The organism is Pseudomonas sp. GT1P32 (assembly GCF_054897805.1).
This window is the reverse complement of sequence record NZ_CM142704.1, coordinates 5,220,327-5,237,449: the sequence shown is the minus strand read 5'-3', so window position 1 is coordinate 5,237,449 and position 17,123 is coordinate 5,220,327. Positions and strand designations below refer to the sequence as shown.

Annotated in this window: 15 protein-coding genes; 9 read left to right on the top strand and 6 right to left on the bottom strand. The window is 60.5% G+C overall.

Features of this window, described 5'->3' with window-relative positions:
- Window positions 1-70: 70 nt before the first annotated feature.
- The 3 genes from amn to ACYZUC_RS23990 all read right to left on the bottom strand — a co-directional run bounded on the left by amn (window position 71) and on the right by ACYZUC_RS23990 (window position 5,848).
- Entirely contained in the window at window positions 71-1,570 is a 1,500-nt protein-coding gene (amn, locus tag ACYZUC_RS24000) for an AMP nucleosidase (RefSeq protein WP_177318196.1), read from the bottom strand.
- Window positions 1,571-1,743: 173 nt separating this feature from the next.
- On the bottom strand, window positions 1,744-3,390 hold the full coding sequence (locus ACYZUC_RS23995; protein WP_461990807.1) for an acyl-CoA dehydrogenase family protein: 1,647 nt from the start codon (window positions 3,388-3,390) through the stop codon (window positions 1,744-1,746).
- Between the two features lie 73 nt (window positions 3,391-3,463).
- Complete coding sequence (locus tag ACYZUC_RS23990) at window positions 3,464-5,848, bottom strand: 7TM diverse intracellular signaling domain-containing protein (RefSeq protein WP_461990805.1); 2,385 nt, start codon at window positions 5,846-5,848, stop codon at window positions 3,464-3,466.
- Between the two features lie 314 nt (window positions 5,849-6,162).
- On the opposite strand from ACYZUC_RS23990, the gene ACYZUC_RS23985 reads away from it, so the two are divergent.
- The 4 genes from ACYZUC_RS23985 to ACYZUC_RS23970 all read left to right on the top strand — a co-directional run bounded on the left by ACYZUC_RS23985 (window position 6,163) and on the right by ACYZUC_RS23970 (window position 9,681).
- Window positions 6,163-6,960, top strand: a complete 798-nt coding sequence (locus ACYZUC_RS23985) for a hydroxymethylpyrimidine/phosphomethylpyrimidine kinase (protein WP_032829222.1) — start codon at window positions 6,163-6,165, stop codon at window positions 6,958-6,960.
- Window positions 6,961-6,978: 18 nt separating this feature from the next.
- Entirely contained in the window at window positions 6,979-7,602 is a 624-nt protein-coding gene (thiE, locus tag ACYZUC_RS23980) for a thiamine phosphate synthase (RefSeq protein ID WP_461990803.1), read from the top strand.
- A gap of 15 nt (window positions 7,603-7,617) precedes the next feature.
- A complete protein-coding gene (hemL, locus tag ACYZUC_RS23975; protein WP_008035126.1) occupies window positions 7,618-8,901 on the top strand; it encodes a glutamate-1-semialdehyde 2,1-aminomutase in 1,284 nt (427 codons plus the stop codon).
- A gap of 225 nt (window positions 8,902-9,126) precedes the next feature.
- Window positions 9,127-9,681: a tetratricopeptide repeat protein gene (locus ACYZUC_RS23970; RefSeq protein ID WP_461990801.1), complete on the top strand. Its 555-nt coding sequence runs from the start codon at window positions 9,127-9,129 to the stop codon at window positions 9,679-9,681.
- Between the two features lie 112 nt (window positions 9,682-9,793).
- Here ACYZUC_RS23970 and ACYZUC_RS23965 read toward each other — a convergent pair whose 3' ends face one another.
- On the bottom strand, window positions 9,794-10,123 hold the full coding sequence (locus ACYZUC_RS23965) for a DUF1820 family protein (RefSeq protein WP_007894425.1): 330 nt from the start codon (window positions 10,121-10,123) through the stop codon (window positions 9,794-9,796).
- A 135-nt stretch (window positions 10,124-10,258) separates the two neighbouring features.
- On the opposite strand from ACYZUC_RS23965, the gene miaB reads away from it, so the two are divergent.
- The 5 genes from miaB to lnt all read left to right on the top strand — a co-directional run bounded on the left by miaB (window position 10,259) and on the right by lnt (window position 15,675).
- Complete coding sequence (gene miaB, locus ACYZUC_RS23960) at window positions 10,259-11,587, top strand: tRNA (N6-isopentenyl adenosine(37)-C2)-methylthiotransferase MiaB (RefSeq protein ID WP_461990799.1); 1,329 nt, start codon at window positions 10,259-10,261, stop codon at window positions 11,585-11,587.
- Between the two features lie 219 nt (window positions 11,588-11,806).
- Complete coding sequence (locus ACYZUC_RS23955) at window positions 11,807-12,811, top strand: PhoH family protein (RefSeq protein ID WP_461990797.1); 1,005 nt, start codon at window positions 11,807-11,809, stop codon at window positions 12,809-12,811.
- Window positions 12,804-13,298 carry an rRNA maturation RNase YbeY gene (gene ybeY, locus ACYZUC_RS23950; RefSeq protein WP_008035119.1) on the top strand — a complete coding sequence of 165 codons (495 nt, stop codon included), beginning with the start codon at window positions 12,804-12,806 and terminating at the stop codon, window positions 13,296-13,298. The genes ACYZUC_RS23955 and ybeY overlap by 8 nt, the downstream gene beginning before the upstream one ends.
- Window positions 13,299-13,303: 5 nt before the next feature.
- Window positions 13,304-14,143, top strand: a complete 840-nt coding sequence (locus tag ACYZUC_RS23945) for an HlyC/CorC family transporter (RefSeq protein WP_008035118.1) — start codon at window positions 13,304-13,306, stop codon at window positions 14,141-14,143.
- 8 nt (window positions 14,144-14,151) lie between these two features.
- Window positions 14,152-15,675: an apolipoprotein N-acyltransferase gene (lnt, locus tag ACYZUC_RS23940; protein WP_461990795.1), complete on the top strand. Its 1,524-nt coding sequence runs from the start codon at window positions 14,152-14,154 to the stop codon at window positions 15,673-15,675.
- Between the two features lie 96 nt (window positions 15,676-15,771).
- Here lnt and ACYZUC_RS23935 read toward each other — a convergent pair whose 3' ends face one another.
- Both ACYZUC_RS23935 and ACYZUC_RS23930 read right to left on the bottom strand, forming a co-directional pair.
- Window positions 15,772-16,533: a YdcF family protein gene (locus tag ACYZUC_RS23935; RefSeq protein ID WP_461990793.1), complete on the bottom strand. Its 762-nt coding sequence runs from the start codon at window positions 16,531-16,533 to the stop codon at window positions 15,772-15,774.
- Window positions 16,534-16,640: 107 nt separating this feature from the next.
- The gene (locus tag ACYZUC_RS23930) at window positions 16,641-16,961 is read right to left on the bottom strand and encodes a hypothetical protein (RefSeq protein ID WP_461990791.1); all 321 of its coding nucleotides are present in this window, start codon (window positions 16,959-16,961) and stop codon (window positions 16,641-16,643) included.
- Window positions 16,962-17,123 lie beyond the last annotated feature (162 nt).

Below are 17,123 nucleotides of genomic sequence, written 5' to 3'. Positions count from 1 at the left end.
AAGGAACATCTAGCGGTCAGGGCTGCTAATGCTAGTGCCCTGACCGCCAAATGACCATGACAACTCTCAATCAGCGGAACGGCGGCTCGTCGAAGCTGCGCAGTTTGCGCGAGTGCAACGAGTTGAGTTCGGTGCGCAACAAGTCCACCGCCTCGATACCGATCTTCAAGTGCTGGCTGACCGCGCGTTCATAAAAGGCGTTGGCCGAACCCGGCAGCTTGATTTCGCTGTGCAACGGTTTGTCCGAGACGCAAAGCAATGTGCCGTACGGCACCCGCAAGCGATAACCTTGCGCCGCGATGGTGCCGCTTTCCATGTCCACCGCTACGGCGCGGGACAGGTTGATCAACGGACGTTCCTGGGCCCAGCGCAATTCCCAGTTACGGTCGTCGTAAGTCAGCACGGTACCGGTGCGCAGGCGTTTTTTCAGCTCGTCGCCCTTCTCTCCGGTGATGTTGGCCGCCGCTTGCTGCAACGCCATCTGCACCTCCGCCAGGGCCGGAATCGGAATGTTCGGCGGCACGACCCGGTCGAGAATCCCGTCGCGGCGCATGTAGGCGTGAGCCAGCACGTAATCGCCAATGGTCTGCGACTGACGCAGACCGCCGCAGTGACCGATCATCAGCCAGCAATGCGGACGCAATACCGCCAAATGGTCGGTGATGTTCTTGGCGTTGGACGGGCCGACGCCGATGTTCACCAGGGTCACGCCGTGACCGTCGCTGGCGATCAGGTGATAGGCCGGCATTTGATAGCGATGCCAGACCACGCCGGCAGCAATCGCCGACGCTTCGCCGTGATCCATGCTCTTTTCGATGATCACGTTGCCCGGCAGCACCATGCGCACGAAACGCGGATCGCTGCGCAACTGCTCGAGGCCATGAACAATGAACTGGTCAACGTAGCGGTGGTAGTTGGTCAGCAGAATCCACGGCTGCACATGGCGCCAGTCGCTGCCGGTGTAATGCACGAGACGGCGCAGGGAAAAATCCACCCGCGCGGCATCGAACAGGGCCAGCGGCAGCGGATCGGTGTTTTCCCAATCGTACAAACCGTCAGCGATGCCATCGGTCGCGGCGGACAGATCGGTACTCGGGAACACCCGCGCCAGCACGGCTGCGGTCACGCCGGAGCCGGCCAGTTCATCGCCCTGCTCGACCACGTAGGGATAAGGAATGTTCTGCTGGCTGATGCCGACTTCCACGGTCACGGTGAAGTCGTGCATCAACGGCACGAGCTGTTCCAGCAAGTATTTACGGAAAGCCGCCGGATGGGTGACGGTGACGCTGTAGGTCCCCGGCAACTGCACCTTGGCGTAGGCGCGGGTGGTTTGTGGGACTTCACCCTGGCAGTGGTAGGTCAGACGCAATTCAGGATAACGAAACATCGCACGCTGTTCGGCGTCCGGTTCAACTCGATCCTTGAGGTAACGCTTGAGCGCCTGGCTCAGCGCGGTGGTTGCGCGATTGTGCAAGTGAGCAAGCCGGTCCACGGCTTGCTCGGCGGTTTGAACGATAATAAAAGCTTCGGTCACGATCAGCATCCTGTGTTCTGACTTGCAGGCCTTCATCTTGCCTGCATCGTCGCTTCACGGGAACAGTGGTGGCTACACAAATGCCAAGTCCACAGTAGATCCAATGTGGGAGCGAGCCTGCTCGCGATGACGGTGTGTCAGTCAATGAATAAGTTGACTGCCAGTCCGCTATCGCGAGCAGGCTCGCTCCCACAGGGGTTTTGTGTTGGTTATAGAAGCGGGGTCGAGCGGGCCACGATTGCTTCGACATCCAACCCACGCGGCAACGCACCGTATACGCGACCGGCGTCGCCGAGGCGGCTGGCGATGAACGCATCGCTGACCGCCGAATTGCCGGCCTCCAGCAACAGCTTGGCTTGCAGCCCCAACGCGATGTCTTCGGTGAGCTGCCGCGCACGATACTGAATGTCGCTGGTGTCCTTGAACGCCGCCTGCAATTGGCTGATGTGCGCGGCCAGCCGTTGGTCGCCGTGACCATCGCCCAACTCGCTGAACAGCACATCGAGCACACCCGGCTCTTTCGACAGCGCCCGCAACACATCTAGGCATTGCACGTTGCCGGAACCTTCCCACGTCGAATTGACCGGAGCCTCGCGGTACAAGCGCGGCAGGATGCTGTCTTCGACATACCCGGCACCGCCCATGCATTCGGCGGCCTCGTTGATCATCGCGGGCGCGCGTTTGCAGATCCAGTACTTGCCCACTGCGGTCACCAGGCGGGCGAATTTGGCTTCGTGCCCGTCATCCAGATGATCCAGCGCCTTGCCCATGCGCAGGCTCAACGCCAACGCCGCTTCACTCTCCAAGGCCAGATCGGCGAGGACGTTCTGCATCAACGGTTGTTCGCTGAGCAGCTTGCCACCGACGCTGCGATGGGCGCAGTGATGACTGGCCTGGGTCAGCGCCTGACGCATCAAGGCGCTGGAACCGACCATGCAATCGAAGCGGGTCATGGCAACCATTTCGATAATGGTCGGAACGCCGCGCCCCTCTTCACCGACCATCCACGCCAGCGCACCGCGAAACTCGACTTCGCTGGAGGCGTTGGAGCAATTGCCAAGTTTGTTTTTCAGGCGCTGGATGTAGAACTGATTACGCGTGTCGTCCGGGCGATGGCGTGGTAACAGGAAGCAGGTCAAACCTTTGTCGGTCTGGGCCAGCGTGAGGAAGGCATCGCACATCGGCGCGGAACAGAACCATTTGTGGCCCACCAGTTCGTAGGCCTGGCCCGGTCCGCTGGCACCCACCGGATACGCTTTGGTGGTGTTGGCCCGCACATCGGTTCCGCCCTGTTTCTCGGTCATCGCCATGCCAATGGTGACACCGGCCTTGTGGGCCATGCCGACATTGCGCGGGTCATATTCGGTGGCGAGGATTTTCGGCAGCCACTGCTTGGCCAGGTCCTCTTGCAGGCGCATCGCCGGCACGCTGGCGAAGGTCATGGTCAGCGGGCAACCGCTGCCGGCTTCGGCCTGGCTGTGCAGGTAGGTCATGGAAGCGCGGGCGACATGGGCGCCGTCCTGTGGATGCGCCCAGGGCAGCGAGGTCAACCCGTGCTCGATCGCCGTGCGCATCAGCTCGTGATACGCCGGGTGAAACTCCACCAGATCGATGCGGTGACCGTAACGGTCGTGGCTGCTGAACACCGGTTTGTTCTGGTTGGCCAGGAACCCCGCTTCCATCAGCGGCCCGCCGGCCAGCGCGCCGTAAGCGTCGATCCGCGACTCGGCCCAACCGGCCCCGAAACGCCGCGACCATTCCTGCAAAGGCAGGTCGATACGATACAGGTTGGCGCCGTCCAGCGACGGCGGCTGGTTGGTGACTTCGTGGGTTTCGGCGAACTGATGCAGGTTCATGACGGTGCTCCTTTGGTCAGCCAAGGAGTTCAGTTAAGCACTGCCCCGAGGCCGAACAAAGTGGCATATCCGCCTAACTGTCGGCGCTTTCGCCTTGTTTTGGACAAAGCACTCGTCGATACAACGCGGCCTGCAAATCTTCGAATTTCACTGGTTTGCTCAGGTAATCGATCAATGCACCGGTTGGGCAGCGCTCCCGATCAGCACCCGAGGCAATCATGAACACCGGCAACTCGGCACAACCCGGCAAGGCCCGGATCTGGCAGCAGACAGACACCCCGTCGAGGGCCGGTAGCTGACAATCGAGGAGTACGGCGTCGAAGGTTTCACGCTGCAGGACTTCCAGCGCGGTCACCGCGTTGTCCGCCGTACGGACCCGAAACCCGAGCTTGAGCAACATGCCGCGCATCACCAATTGATTGATGCTGTTGTCGTCCACCAGCAGCACCGTGCAGTCCTGAGGCAAGCGCAGGCGCGGGAATTCCCGGGTCATCAATGGCGTTGTCACGCGCTCTACCACCGGCAATTCAAACTCGACGTCAAGCTGGAAGCGGCTGCCGCGACCTGGCTCGGAACGGTGCGTGAGGTTCCCGCCGAGCAGTTCGACCAGTTGTCGACAGATCGCCAGGCCGACACCGAGGCCGCCATATTCACGGGTCATCGAGCCGTCGAGCTGGAAGAACCGCTGATACAGCGTCGCCTCGCCCAGATCGGTGAAACCGATACCGGTGTCGATCACCGCAAAGGACAATGCCAGCTTGCCGGGCTCCGCATTTTTACCCGTGACCCGCAGCGCCACCCCGCCCACTCGCGTGAACTTGATCGCGTTATCCAGCAGGCATTCCAGGCATTGCGCCAACTTGACGTTATCGCCGTACAAACGGTCCGGCAGGCCTGGTGTCACCTCGACCTTGAAGTCCAGCGACTTGCCCGACGCGTTGCCTTCGAACTGCACGCGCAAGGTATCGACCACGCTGCGCAAACTGAAGGTGGACGCCGAAGCCTTGAGCTTGCCGGCCTGCAATTCGGTCAGGGTAAGTATGCCGTTGACCATGCGCATCATGTCGCGTGCCGAACCGGCAGCCGTTTGCTGGTATTGCTCCAGCTCCGGGTCCATCTCGACGGTTTGCATCAATTCCAGCGAACCGATCACGCCGTTCATGGGGGTGCGCAATTCGTGGGTCAGCGTGGCGAGGAATTCATCCTTGAGCTTGTTACTGTGCGCCAGTTGCTGGTTGAGCACTTCAAGCTTCTGGCCAGCATCGAACAAGGTTTGCGCCTGTTGCTCGCGCATGGCGTTGATGCGGTCGGCCAGGGCCAGGGACAGCAGCGCCACCTCGATGGCCGAACCGATCTGGCTGGAATACATGGTCAGGAATACGTTCGGCAGGTAACCCAGCACCATCATCGTATTGATGATGCCGCCGAGCAAAAACGCCGACCAGGCGATGATGAAATAGCGCGCCACACGCAAGCCGCGCCACCAGGCGAAAAACCCTGCGGCGAAAATCACCACGGTGAACGACAGGGCCAGCGTCGTCGCCAGGCGCAAGGCCAGGGCGTAACTGGTCATCAATGACAACCCGACGACTACCGCACTGAACGCAATCAACGCCAGCAGCAAGCGATCGAGCCAGCGGCTGAGGGTCGCCGTTTGCAGGAAGCTGCGGGCGAACTGGCTGCCGAACAGCCCTGCGCAACCAATGAAAAACGGCGTCGCGGCGTTGGCCCACCATGGGTTGTCCGGCCAGAAATACTGGACGGCCGCGCCATTCACCGACAGCTGATACAGGCCGAACGAGGCGATATAGAAGATGTAATAGAGGTAGCTGGTGTCGCGCACGCTGAGGTAGATGAACAGGTTATAGACCAGCATCCCCAGCAATACACCGTAAATCAGGCCCAACACATATAGCCGCACCGGCTGTTCTTCGAGAAACGCGGTGCTCGACCACAACGTGACCGGCGCCTGGATCGACCCTTCGCTTTGCAGGCGCAAGTACACGGTTTGCGTTTGATCGGGCGTGAAGTTCAGATCGAACAGGTAGTTGTTCTGGCGAATCTCGCGACTGCTGAACGGCAAGGCGTCGCCGGTCTGACGAGCCAATTGATAGCCACCGCCGGCATCAGGCAAATACAGATCAAGGTGATCGAGGGGCGGATAGGCCAGTTCCAGCAGCCACGTCCGCTGTGCAGCGGGATTGGTCGGGCGGTAATGCAGGTCGATTTTCAGCCAGAACACCGAACGCGAGTAACCGGCGTTGAGGGTGGCCTTGTCGTGGGGTTTGAAGTGACCAGCAGCGGCTTGCGCGCGGACATCGGCAATGCTCGCCTGACCATCGGCGTCTTCGAACACTTGCAGGGTTCGGCCCAAGGGCAGGCTTTGAGTGAACTCATCGAACTCGACTGCGCTTGCCATGAGGGGCAAGCAAAACAGCAACATCAGCAAATAGCGCATTTAAGCCCCAGCGTGGCCTGTCCGGTTATCTCAGGAAGCCCCTCATTCCTTTTGAGTAGACGTAAAACCGGCATTACCTGTTATTGGTTTGGATCCACTCTAGCATAGCCGTTGATGGCCATTGAACACCATTGAAATTTTTCTTGGAAAGGCTCTAGAACGGGCGTTACAGCGAAGAATGTCAAGTCAGAGCTGTTTGCTCGGTCAGATTGTGACAATCCCGGACGGCTGCATTGCCAGCCCATGACTCTCTATCGGCAGACCTGGCGGGCACTGCACCCGAAAATCGATGTTTGGTGGTAAGCTCGCGCACCATGAATATCTACAGCTCTCGCCCCGTTGTCCTCTGTCTCTCCGGCCACGACCCAAGTGGTGGCGCCGGCTTGCAGGCAGATATCGAAGCCCTGCTTGCCCAGGGATGTCATGCGGCTCCGGCCGTCACCGCCCTGACCGTGCAAGACACGGTCAATGTCACGGATTTCCGCGTCCTCGACCGTGAGTGGGTGCTGGCTCAGGCCAACGCCGTGCTCAACGACTCCGAAGTCGCCGCCGTCAAGCTGGGCATGCTCGGTTCCCTGGAAATGGTCGACACCGTCGTCGAACTGCTTCAGGCGCACCCGCATTTGCCGATGGTCTGCGACCCGGTGCTGCGCGCCGGCGGTGGCGGACGACTGGGCAAGGACGAAGTCGGCTACGCCATGCGCGAACGCCTGCTGCCCCTGGCCATCATCGCCACCCCTAACCTTCCCGAAGCCCGCATCCTCGCTGAACTGCCAGAAGGCACCGCCGACGAGTGCGCTGAAAAACTCCTGCCGTTCGTCAAACACCTGCTGATCACCGGCGGCCACGGTGATGAACACGAAATACACAATCGCCTTTACAGCCGCGACGGTCTGCGCGAAACCTATACCTGCCAGCGTTTGCCCGGCAGTTACCACGGTTCCGGTTGCACATTGGCGAGCGCCCTCGCCGGTCGTCTGGCCCAGGGTGAAAACCTCGTCAGCGCCGTGCAGAGCGCGCTTAACTACACGTGGCGCACCCTGCGCGATGCCGAGCAGTTGGGCAAAGGCCAGTTCGTGCCGCGCCGCCTGCCACTGGATTTCTGTTCGTAACGCCATGAGGCTTGCCCGATGAAACTACGTGGCCTGTACGCCATTACCGACAGCCAGTTACTGGCCGGTAAATTTCTTTCGTACGTGGAGGCGGCGCTGGAAGGCGGCGTCACCCTGCTGCAATACCGCGACAAGAGCAGCGACGAGGCCCGCCGTCTGCGTGAAGCTGAAGCCCTGCGCGATCTGTGCGAACGCTACAAGACCCATCTGATCATCAATGACGATGCCGAACTGGCCGCACGCCTGAACGTCGGCGTGCACCTGGGCCAGACCGACGGCCCGCTGATGCCGGTGCGTGCGTTGCTCGGTCGCCAGGCGATCATCGGTTCGACCTGTCACGCGCAACTCGAACTCGCCGAACAAGCGGCCAAAGAAGGCGCCAGTTATGTCGCCTTCGGCCGCTTCTTCAATTCCAGCACCAAACCCGGCGCACCGGCCTGCAGCCTCGAACTGCTCGACCAGGCCCGCAGCAAATTGCAACTGCCGATCTGCGCGATCGGCGGCATTACCCTGGAAAACGCCGCCCCGCTGGTGGCCCACGGGGTCGATCTGCTGGCGGTGGTCCACGGCCTGTTTGGCGCCGAGAGCACGGCTGAAGTGACCCGCCGCGCCCGCGCATTTAACGAATTACTAAAAATCTGATTTGAGAGCCCCATCATGTCTCGTTCCGAAACGCTGTTTGCCAATGCCCAGAAACACATTCCCGGTGGCGTGAATTCGCCTGTTCGCGCGTTCAAGAGCGTTGGCGGCACCCCCCTGTTTTTCAAACACGCTGAAGGCGCCTACGTCACCGACGAAGACGACAAGCGTTATGTGGATTACGTCGGTTCCTGGGGGCCGATGATCCTCGGCCACAGCCATCCGGACGTGCTGGACGCGGTGCGCAAACAGCTGGAACACGGCTTGTCCTACGGCGCCCCGACCGAGATGGAAACAGAGATGGCCGACCTGGTCTGCTCGATCGTGCCATCGATGGAAATGGTGCGCATGGTCAGCTCCGGCACCGAAGCGACCATGAGCGCGATTCGCCTGGCCCGTGGTTTCACCGGTCGAGACAGCATCATCAAGTTCGAAGGCTGCTATCACGGTCACTCCGACAGCTTGCTGGTTAAAGCAGGTTCCGGCGCCCTGACCCAAGGCGTGCCGAGCTCGGCCGGTGTACCCGCGGCCTTCGCCAAACACACCCTGACCCTGCCGTTCAACGACATCGACGCAGTGGAAACCATGCTCGCTGAAGTGGGCCAGGACGTGGCCTGCATCATCGTCGAGCCGGTGGCCGGCAACATGAACTGCGTACCGCCGGCGCCGGGTTTCCTCGAAGGCCTGCGGACCCTGTGCGACAAGCACGGCGTGGTGCTGATTTTCGACGAAGTGATGACCGGTTTCCGCGTTGCCCTCGGCGGTGCTCAAGCGCATTACGGCGTTACGCCAGACCTGACCACGTTCGGCAAGATCATCGGTGGTGGCATGCCGGTTGGCTGCTTCGGCGGCAAACGCGCAATCATGTCGCACATCGCGCCACTGGGCCCGGTTTACCAGGCGGGCACCTTGTCGGGTAACCCGCTGGCAATGGCGGCCGGTCTGACGACCTTGCGCCTGATCAGCCGCCCAGGCTTCCACGCCGAACTGAGCGACTACACCAGCCGCCTGCTCGATGGCCTGCAACAGCGCGCCGACGCCGCCGGCATTCCGTTCGTGACCACCCAGGCGGGTGGCATGTTCGGCTTGTACTTCAGCGGCGCCGACGACATCGTCACCTTCGATGACGTGATGGCCAGCGACGCGAAGCTGTTCGGCCGGTTCTTCCACCTGATGCTCGAAGGTGGCGTGTACCTGGCGCCAAGTGCATTCGAAGCCGGCTTCACCTCGATCGCCCATGGCGAAGCCGAGTTGAAACTGACCCTGGATGCCGCCGAGCGCGCTTTCGCTGCATTGAAATAACGTTGTGCCGCTGACGTTGGCGATTGCCAGCGTCAGCTTTCACCTACATTCCCGCCTCTTTTCCTACTCACCTGCCGATAATCCCCCGCAAAGTGGGCGATATATTCCCCGTGCAGCAGAAAAACGAGTAAAGACTTTGTAAGGTTGGCCCTGCTTATTTCATAATGCGCGCTTATTGGATCCCCTCGTTGGGTCCGCGCGCCCTTCAGAGGTAAGTCGATTCCCATGAACCGCACCGGCCGCGCCCTTGCAATGGGCTGCCTGTTGCTCCTTCAGCCCCTGCTCGCGCTCGCACAAGCAGGCGGCAACTCGTTGTTAATCCCAGCGATGGGTCGCTGCACCCTCAATACCCAGCCGCAAGACCTGGCACAGGCGCTCGCCGCCTGTCAGAAAGCGTCGGATGAAGGGGATGCGCAAGCGCAATACGAGTTGGGTGAGTTCTACTACGACGGCAAAAACTCCCCGCGCGATCTCAAGAAAGCCCTGGATTACTTCGAAAAGGCCTCGCTGCAAGGCCATGCCCAGGCGCAATTCAAACTCGGCACCATGTTTTTCCACGGCGAAGGCGTACCGGCCAATAACGTTCAGGCGTACATCGTGCTGAAAATGGCGGCGGTCAATGGTGCGGAAGAAGCGCTGGATACGGCGGATGAAGTCGCCGAGAAGATGCCGCGTGAAGAACTTGAGGTTGCGACCCAGGTGCTTGGACAGATCTTCCGCAAGTACCTGATGGAATTGCAGAGCGCCGATGGGCGCACGCCTTTCTCGCCGCTTCCCTGATTTCTGCCTCGATCTTTCTGGCCCCTTCGCGGGCAAGCCTCGCTCCTACAAGTCTTATGCGCACACATAACCTGTAGGAGCGAGGCTTGCCCGCGAAGGGCGCGACTCGATCTTACTTCTCAGGCATTGGCATCGGAAACGGCATCACATTGCCGACCGCGCCACGGGCTTCGCTGATTTTCGGGGTGCCCAGACGCTCGACTTCGTCGATGCGCACGATCGAATGCATCGGCACAAAACTGCGCACCACGCCCTCGAACTGAGCCTTGAGCTTCTCTTCGCTCGGGTCGACGACCACTTGCGTGCGCTCGCCAAAGACGAACTCTTCCACTTCCAGGAAGCCCCACAGATCACTTTGATAGATCTGCTTGGCGTACATTTCGTACACCTGGCCCTGATTGAGGAAAATCACCTTGTAGATTGGAGCTTCACGTTTGGTCATGGTGGGCGAGCAACACATCGGGGGATAAAAATGAGGGCGCGAACTATAGCATAGCCACCGGACGCGCAACGGTAGGAACCTTGGGACATGTTCCCTATAATGCGCGGTTCTTTGAATCACGTGATGACTGTATCCATGGCCAAGAAGCTTTACATCGAAACCCACGGTTGCCAGATGAACGAGTACGACAGCTCGCGCATGGTTGATCTGCTGGGTGAACATCAGGCCCTGGAAGTCACCGCTCGCGCTGAAGACGCCGACGTGATCCTGCTCAATACCTGCTCGATCCGCGAACGCGCCCAGGACCGGGTGTATTCCCAGCTCGGCCGCTGGCGTGAACTGAAACTGGCCAACCCGGACATGGTGATCGCCGTCGGCGGTTGCGTTGCCAGCCAGGAAGGCGCCGCCATCCGTGATCGCGCCCCGTATGTCGACGTGGTGTTCGGCCCGCAAACCCTGCACCGCTTGCCGGAAATGATCGACGCCGCCCGCGCTACCAAGCTGCCGCAAGTCGACGTCTCGTTCCCGGAAATCGAAAAATTCGACCACCTGCCCGAGCCGCGCATCGATGGCCCGAGCGCTTATGTGTCGGTGATGGAAGGTTGCAGCAAGTACTGCACATTCTGCGTGGTGCCCTACACCCGCGGCGAAGAAGTCAGCCGCCCGTTCGATGACGTGATTGCCGAGATCATCCACCTCGCCGAGAACGGCGTGCGTGAAGTGACGTTGCTGGGCCAGAACGTCAACGGTTATCGCGGCACAACCCACGATGGTCGCCTGGCGGACCTCGCCGAACTGATCCGCGTGGTCGCTGCTGTCGATGGCATCGACCGGATTCGCTACACCACCTCGCACCCGCTGGAGTTCTCCGACAGCCTGATCCAGGCCCACGCCGAGGTACCGGAACTGGTGAAACACCTGCACTTGCCGGTGCAATCGGGTTCGGACCGCATTCTGTCGGCGATGAAGCGCAACCACACGGCGCTGGAATACAAATCCAAACTGCGCAAGCTGCGCGCCGCGGTACCGGGGATCTGCATCAGCTCGGACTTCATCGTCGGCTTCCCGGGCGAGACCGAAAAAGACTTCGAACAGACCATGAAGCTGATCGAAGACGTCGGCTTCGACTTCTCCTATTCGTTCGTCTATAGCCAGCGCCCAGGCACGCCGGCGGCCGATCTGGCCGACGAAACGCCGGAAGAACTGAAAAAAGAACGCCTGAACGCCTTGCAACATCGCCTGAACCAGCAAGGTTTCGAGATCAGCCGACAAATGGTCGGTTCGGTCCAGCGGATCCTGGTCACCGATTACTCGAAAAAAGACCCCGGCGAGCTGCAGGGCCGGACCGAGAATAACCGGATCGTCAACTTCCGCTGCGACAATCCAACCCTGATCGGCCAATTCGCCGACGTGCACATCGATGCGGCACAACCGCACTCGCTGCGCGGTTCTCTAATTCAATGACACCACAAAACCTGTAGGAGCGAGGCTTGCCCGCGAAGGCCGCGCCACGGTCTGCCTGACAAACCGCGTTATCGTTCTTCGCGGGCAAGTCGGATCGCCGCACCGCTCGCTCCTACAGGGACGGTGTTCGACGGAGAGATATTTAAGAGCTTTCGCACCCAGGCCACTGGCGTTATCCTTGATTTCATCTTAATTGCCCCAGGGCGGCTAAATACGACCTTGAACGCACCCATAGAACCACATCGTTTTATCCTCGAGCCCTTTGAGGCTCGCCGCTTTGCCAATCTGTGCGGGATGTTCGACGAACACCTGCGCCTGATCGAGCAACGCCTGACCATCGAAATCCGCAACCGCGGAAATCAGTTCGAGCTGATCGGCGATCCCAAACACACCACCTCCGCGGAAAACCTCCTGCGCCGCCTGTACCGGGAAACCAAGGGTACCGAGCTGTCGCCGGACATGGTTCACCTGTTCCTGCAGGAATCGGCCGTCCAAGAGCTGGACAACGTTTCGCCGTCCGAACCTTCCGTGGCCCTGCGCACCAAAAAAGGCATGATTCGCCCTCGCGGCTTGAATCAGCTGCGCTACGTGAAGGAAATCCTCGGCAACGACATCAACTTCGGCATCGGTCCGGCCGGCACCGGCAAGACCTACCTTGCCGTCGCCTGCGCGGTCGATGCGCTGGAACGCGAGCAGATCCGCCGCATCCTGCTGGTGCGCCCGGCGGTTGAAGCGGGCGAAAAACTCGGCTTCCTGCCCGGCGACCTGTCGCAAAAGATCGACCCGTACTTGCGCCCTCTCTACGACGCGCTCTACGAAATGCTCGGTTTCGAATACGTCGCCAAGCTGATCGAGCGCCAGGTGATCGAAGTCGCGCCGCTGGCCTACATGCGCGGTCGCACGCTGAACAACAGTTTCATCATCCTCGACGAAAGCCAGAACACCACCGTCGAGCAGATGAAGATGTTCCTGACCCGGATCGGCTTCGGTTCCACAGCGGTCATCACCGGTGACATCACCCAGGTCGACCTGCCGAAAGGCACCAAGTCCGGGCTGCACCACGTGATCGAAGTGCTGAAAGACGTGCCGGGCATCAGCTTCACCCATTTCATGCCCAAGGACGTCGTGCGCCATCCACTGGTGCAGCGGATCGTCGAAGCCTACGAGCGCTTCGAGAATCGCGTGGCAGACGAAACACCAAAGGACAGCCGCCGCGATGCTTGAGCTTGATCTGCAACTGGCCACCGAAGCATCTGCGCCAAGTGAAGCCGAGTTCCGCCAATGGTGTGAACTGGCCCTGCGCCAGCGCACCGCCGACTCCGAAATGACCATTCGACTGGTCGACGAAGCCGAGGGTCGCGAGCTGAATCACACCTGGCGGCAAAAGGACTACGCCACCAACGTGCTGTCGTTTCCTGCCGATGTACCTGACGAGTTTCTCGACATCCCGCTGCTGGGCGATCTGGTGATCTGCGTGGCGGTGGTCGAGCGCGAAGCCGCCGAACAAGGCAAGGAACCCAAGGCACACTGGGCACATCTGGTCATTCACGGCTGCTTGCATCTGCTGGGTTACGACCATATAGATGACGACGAAGCCGAAGAAATGGAAGCACTGGAACGAACGTTGCTTGCTGAATTGGGCTATCCCGATCCGTACGCAGACGACGAAACAGAAACATCCCCTATCGTTACAACAAAGGATTCAGAGTAATCGCTATGAGCGAAGATCGATCGAGCAACGGGCAGAAGTCATGGCTGGGTAAGCTCACCCAGGCTTTTGCCCACGAGCCGAAGAACCGTCAGGAGCTGCTGGAGCTCCTGCGCGATGCACATCAAAACAAGTTGCTGGACAGCGAAGCGCTGGCCATCGTCGAAGGCGCCATCCAGGTTGCGGACCTGCAAGTACGGGACATCATGGTCCCGCGCTCGCAGATGATCAGCATCAAGGCGACCCAGACACCCCGCGAGTTTTTGCCCGCCGTGGTCGACTCTGCCCACTCCCGTTACCCGGTCATCGGCGAAAGCCACGATGACGTGATGGGCGTGTTGCTGGCCAAGGACTTGCTGCCGTTGATCCTCAGGGAGAACGGTGACAGCTTCAACATCAAGGATCTGCTGCGCCCGGCCACCTTCGTGCCCGAGTCCAAGCGCCTGAATGTGCTGCTGCGCGAGTTCCGCGCCAACCACAACCACATGGCCATCGTCATCGACGAATACGGCGGCGTGGCGGGTCTGGTGACCATCGAAGACGTGCTGGAACAGATCGTCGGCGACATCGAAGACGAGCATGACGTCGAGGAAGACAGCTACATCAAGCCGCTGCCCAGCGGTGATTTCCTGGTCAAGGCCCTGACGCCGATCGAGAACTTCAACGAGTTTTTCGACAGCGAATTCTCCGACGACGAATTCGACACCGTTGGCGGCCTGGTGATGAGCGCGTTCGGGCACTTGCCAAAACGCAATGAAATCACTGAAATCGGCCCTTATCGCTTCCGCATCCTCAATGCGGACAGCCGTCGGATCCACCTTTTGCGCCTGACTCCAATTGCCCGTTAAGGACTGACATGCTCCGCGTAACCCGCCCCGGCTGGCCCGGTAACCTGCTGGCCGTGGCGGCCGGTGCACTCACCACCCTGGCCCTGGCGCCGTTCGATATCTGGCCGCTGGCACTGCTGGCGGTCGGGTTCTTTTATGCCGGTTTGCGCGAACTGAACCCACGTCAGGCCCTGGGCCGTGGCTGGTGCTTCGGTTTTGGCCTGTTTGGCGCGGGCACCAGCTGGATCTACTACAGCATTCACCACTTCGGCGGCGCTTCAGTGCTGCTGGCCGGTTTCCTGATGCTGATCTTCACCGCGGCGATTGCCTGGTTCTTCGCCCTGCCCGCCTGGGTCTGGGCGCGCTGGCTGCGACGCAACGAGGCGCCGCTGGCCGATGCCCTGGCGTTTGCGGCGTTGTGGGTCGGCCAGGAAGCGTTTCGTGGCTGGTTCCTGACCGGTTTCCCGTGGCTCTACTCCGGTTACAGCCAGCTCGACGGCCCGCTGGCCGGGCTCGCCCCCGTGGGCGGGATGTGGCTGATTTCCTTCACCCTGGCCCTGACCGCCGCACTGATCTACAACGCCTTGCGCCTGGTGAAAGCGGGTCGCAAAGGCTTCATCGCCGCCGGCGTATTGCTGTTGCTCGGCCCTTGGGTCGCCGGCATCGCACTCAAGGGCCATGCCTGGACCTCCCCGGCCGGCGAACCGCTGAGCGTCGCGGCGATTCAAGGCAATATCGAACAAAGCATGAAGTGGGACCCGGCGCAGCTCAACGCACAACTGGCGCTATACCGCGACATGAGCTTCAGCTCCAAGCCGGTCGACCTGCTGATCTGGCCGGAAACCGCCGTCCCGGTGCTCAAGGAGTCCGCCCAGGGCTACCTGAACATGATGGGAAACTTCGCCGCGGAACGTAAGAGCGCGCTGATTACCGGCGTACCGATCCGTGAAGAGGTTCACCACCAGAAGCGCTTCTACAACGGCATTACCGTAGTGGGTGAAGGCGATGGCACGTACCTCAAGCAGAAACTGGTGCCGTTCGGCGAGTACGTGCCGTTGCAGGAAGTGCTGCGCGGGCTGATCGCCTTCTTCGATTTGCCGATGTCGGACTTTGCCCGCGGCCCCGCCGATCAGGCGATGCTGCAAGCCAAGGGTTATCAGATTGCGCCGTTCATCTGCTACGAAGTGGTTTATCCGGAATTCGCCGCCAGCCTTGCCGCTCGCAGCGATTTGTTGCTGACCATCAGCAACGACACCTGGTTCGGCACCTCCATCGGCCCGCTGCAACACTTGCAGATGGCGCAGATGCGCGCGCTGGAGGCCGGTCGCTGGATGATCCGCGCCACCAACAACGGCGTCACCGGCCTGATCAACCCGTTTGGGCAGATCACTGTCCAGATCCCACAGTTCGAACGCGGCATTCTGTATGGCGAAGTGGTGCCAATGCACAACCTGACGCCGTATCTTGAATGGCGTTCGTGGCCGCTGATCATCGTGTGCGTGTTGTTGTTTGGCTGGGCACTGGTCGCGAACCGGATGGCGAAAACCGTTTAATCGCGGAGCCTGCAAAGAGATCGCAGCCTGCGGCATCTCCTACATGGGATTCTGTACACCCTGTAGGAGCTGCCGCAGGCTGCGATCTTTTGATTTTTAGCGGTAAAACAACGAATACCCGATCTGCCCCGCCGCCTCATTCAACAACATCCCGCTTTGCCACACCGACTTGAATTCCGGGACCCAGCCAGCCAACGGCCGGGCATTATCCACCCCGAGAAACCCCATCGGCGCCGCCACCACCTCAAAACCCGCCTTCTGAAAACTCCAGACCGCTCGCGGCATGTGCCAGGCCTGGGTGACAACGACCACGCGCTTGACGCCTTCCGGCAACAACACCTCAGCGCTGAATTGAGCGTTCTCCCACGTGGTGCGGCTGCGCTCTTCCTGCCAGCGCACGGTCACGCCGAAATCATCGCGCAACGAATCGGCCATCAACCTGGCTTCGCTCGGTGGTGTCCCATAATGCAATCCGCCGCTGGTCAGGATCGGCAAGCCCGACGCCTTCGCCAACCGCGCCGCATAGCGTTCGCGCTCCAGCGCGACACCGGTCGGCTGGTCGGCGCCCCAGGCCAGGTCGCCACGTTCGCGCCCCGCACCGAGCACGATGATCGCGTCGGCGCGCTGAGCCAGGGTTGCCCACTCCTCGCGAGCCAGCGGCGGCTCGCGCTCCAGGGCTTTGGCGCCCCATTGCACAGCCACCGGCAGGCTCATCAGCCAGAAGCCGCCCGCCCCCAGCACAAAGCACACACCGGCAAGTCGCGGTCTTGAGCGGCGAAACCACCAGGCAAGCACCAGCAACAGCAACAAAATGCCGGGCGGCATGAGAAGGTGTTTAACGAAGTAACGAAAAGGCATCGAGCATCTCCTGAAGATGCCCGAAGCCTAAGTGGGTTGACGCAATGCGACAACAAATGCGAAAGGACTATGCTTTAAAAAAACATACGTCATGGGCTCAAGTGCCCTTACTTGAATTGCAGAGACCGGACCTTTACCGCGTCTTTGCCAGGTGCCTTGTCCTTGAGCCAGATGATCTTGGCCGAACGTGGTGCGTCGAGTTGCTTCACTGCTTCTGACAAGCATCCGTGTGTCTCACGTTCACTGCGGTCCAGATACGCCTTGACCAGTGCAAATTCTGCGGGGCTCAGGCCACGCAACTCCAGCTCAAGGGGGCGCTCATCGCGCAACTGGCCAGCGGTTTTTGCCGCGTCCAAGGCCAATCCCAGACGATCGATCAGTCTTTCGTACAACTCCGGTTTTGTAACTTTTTGCCGTGACTCAACCATCCCTCACCTCATTGAAGATAAGACTCACTCCCCATTTAGAGCTTAGCTTCCATGAACAAACCGGCTGAACGCCGCGACCAACGGCCCTCGCAGCCATTTCTGCGAGACGCGCGGCAGTAATCAGGGTTTCCCTCGGTAGAGTGCGGTCATGTATGCTACGGC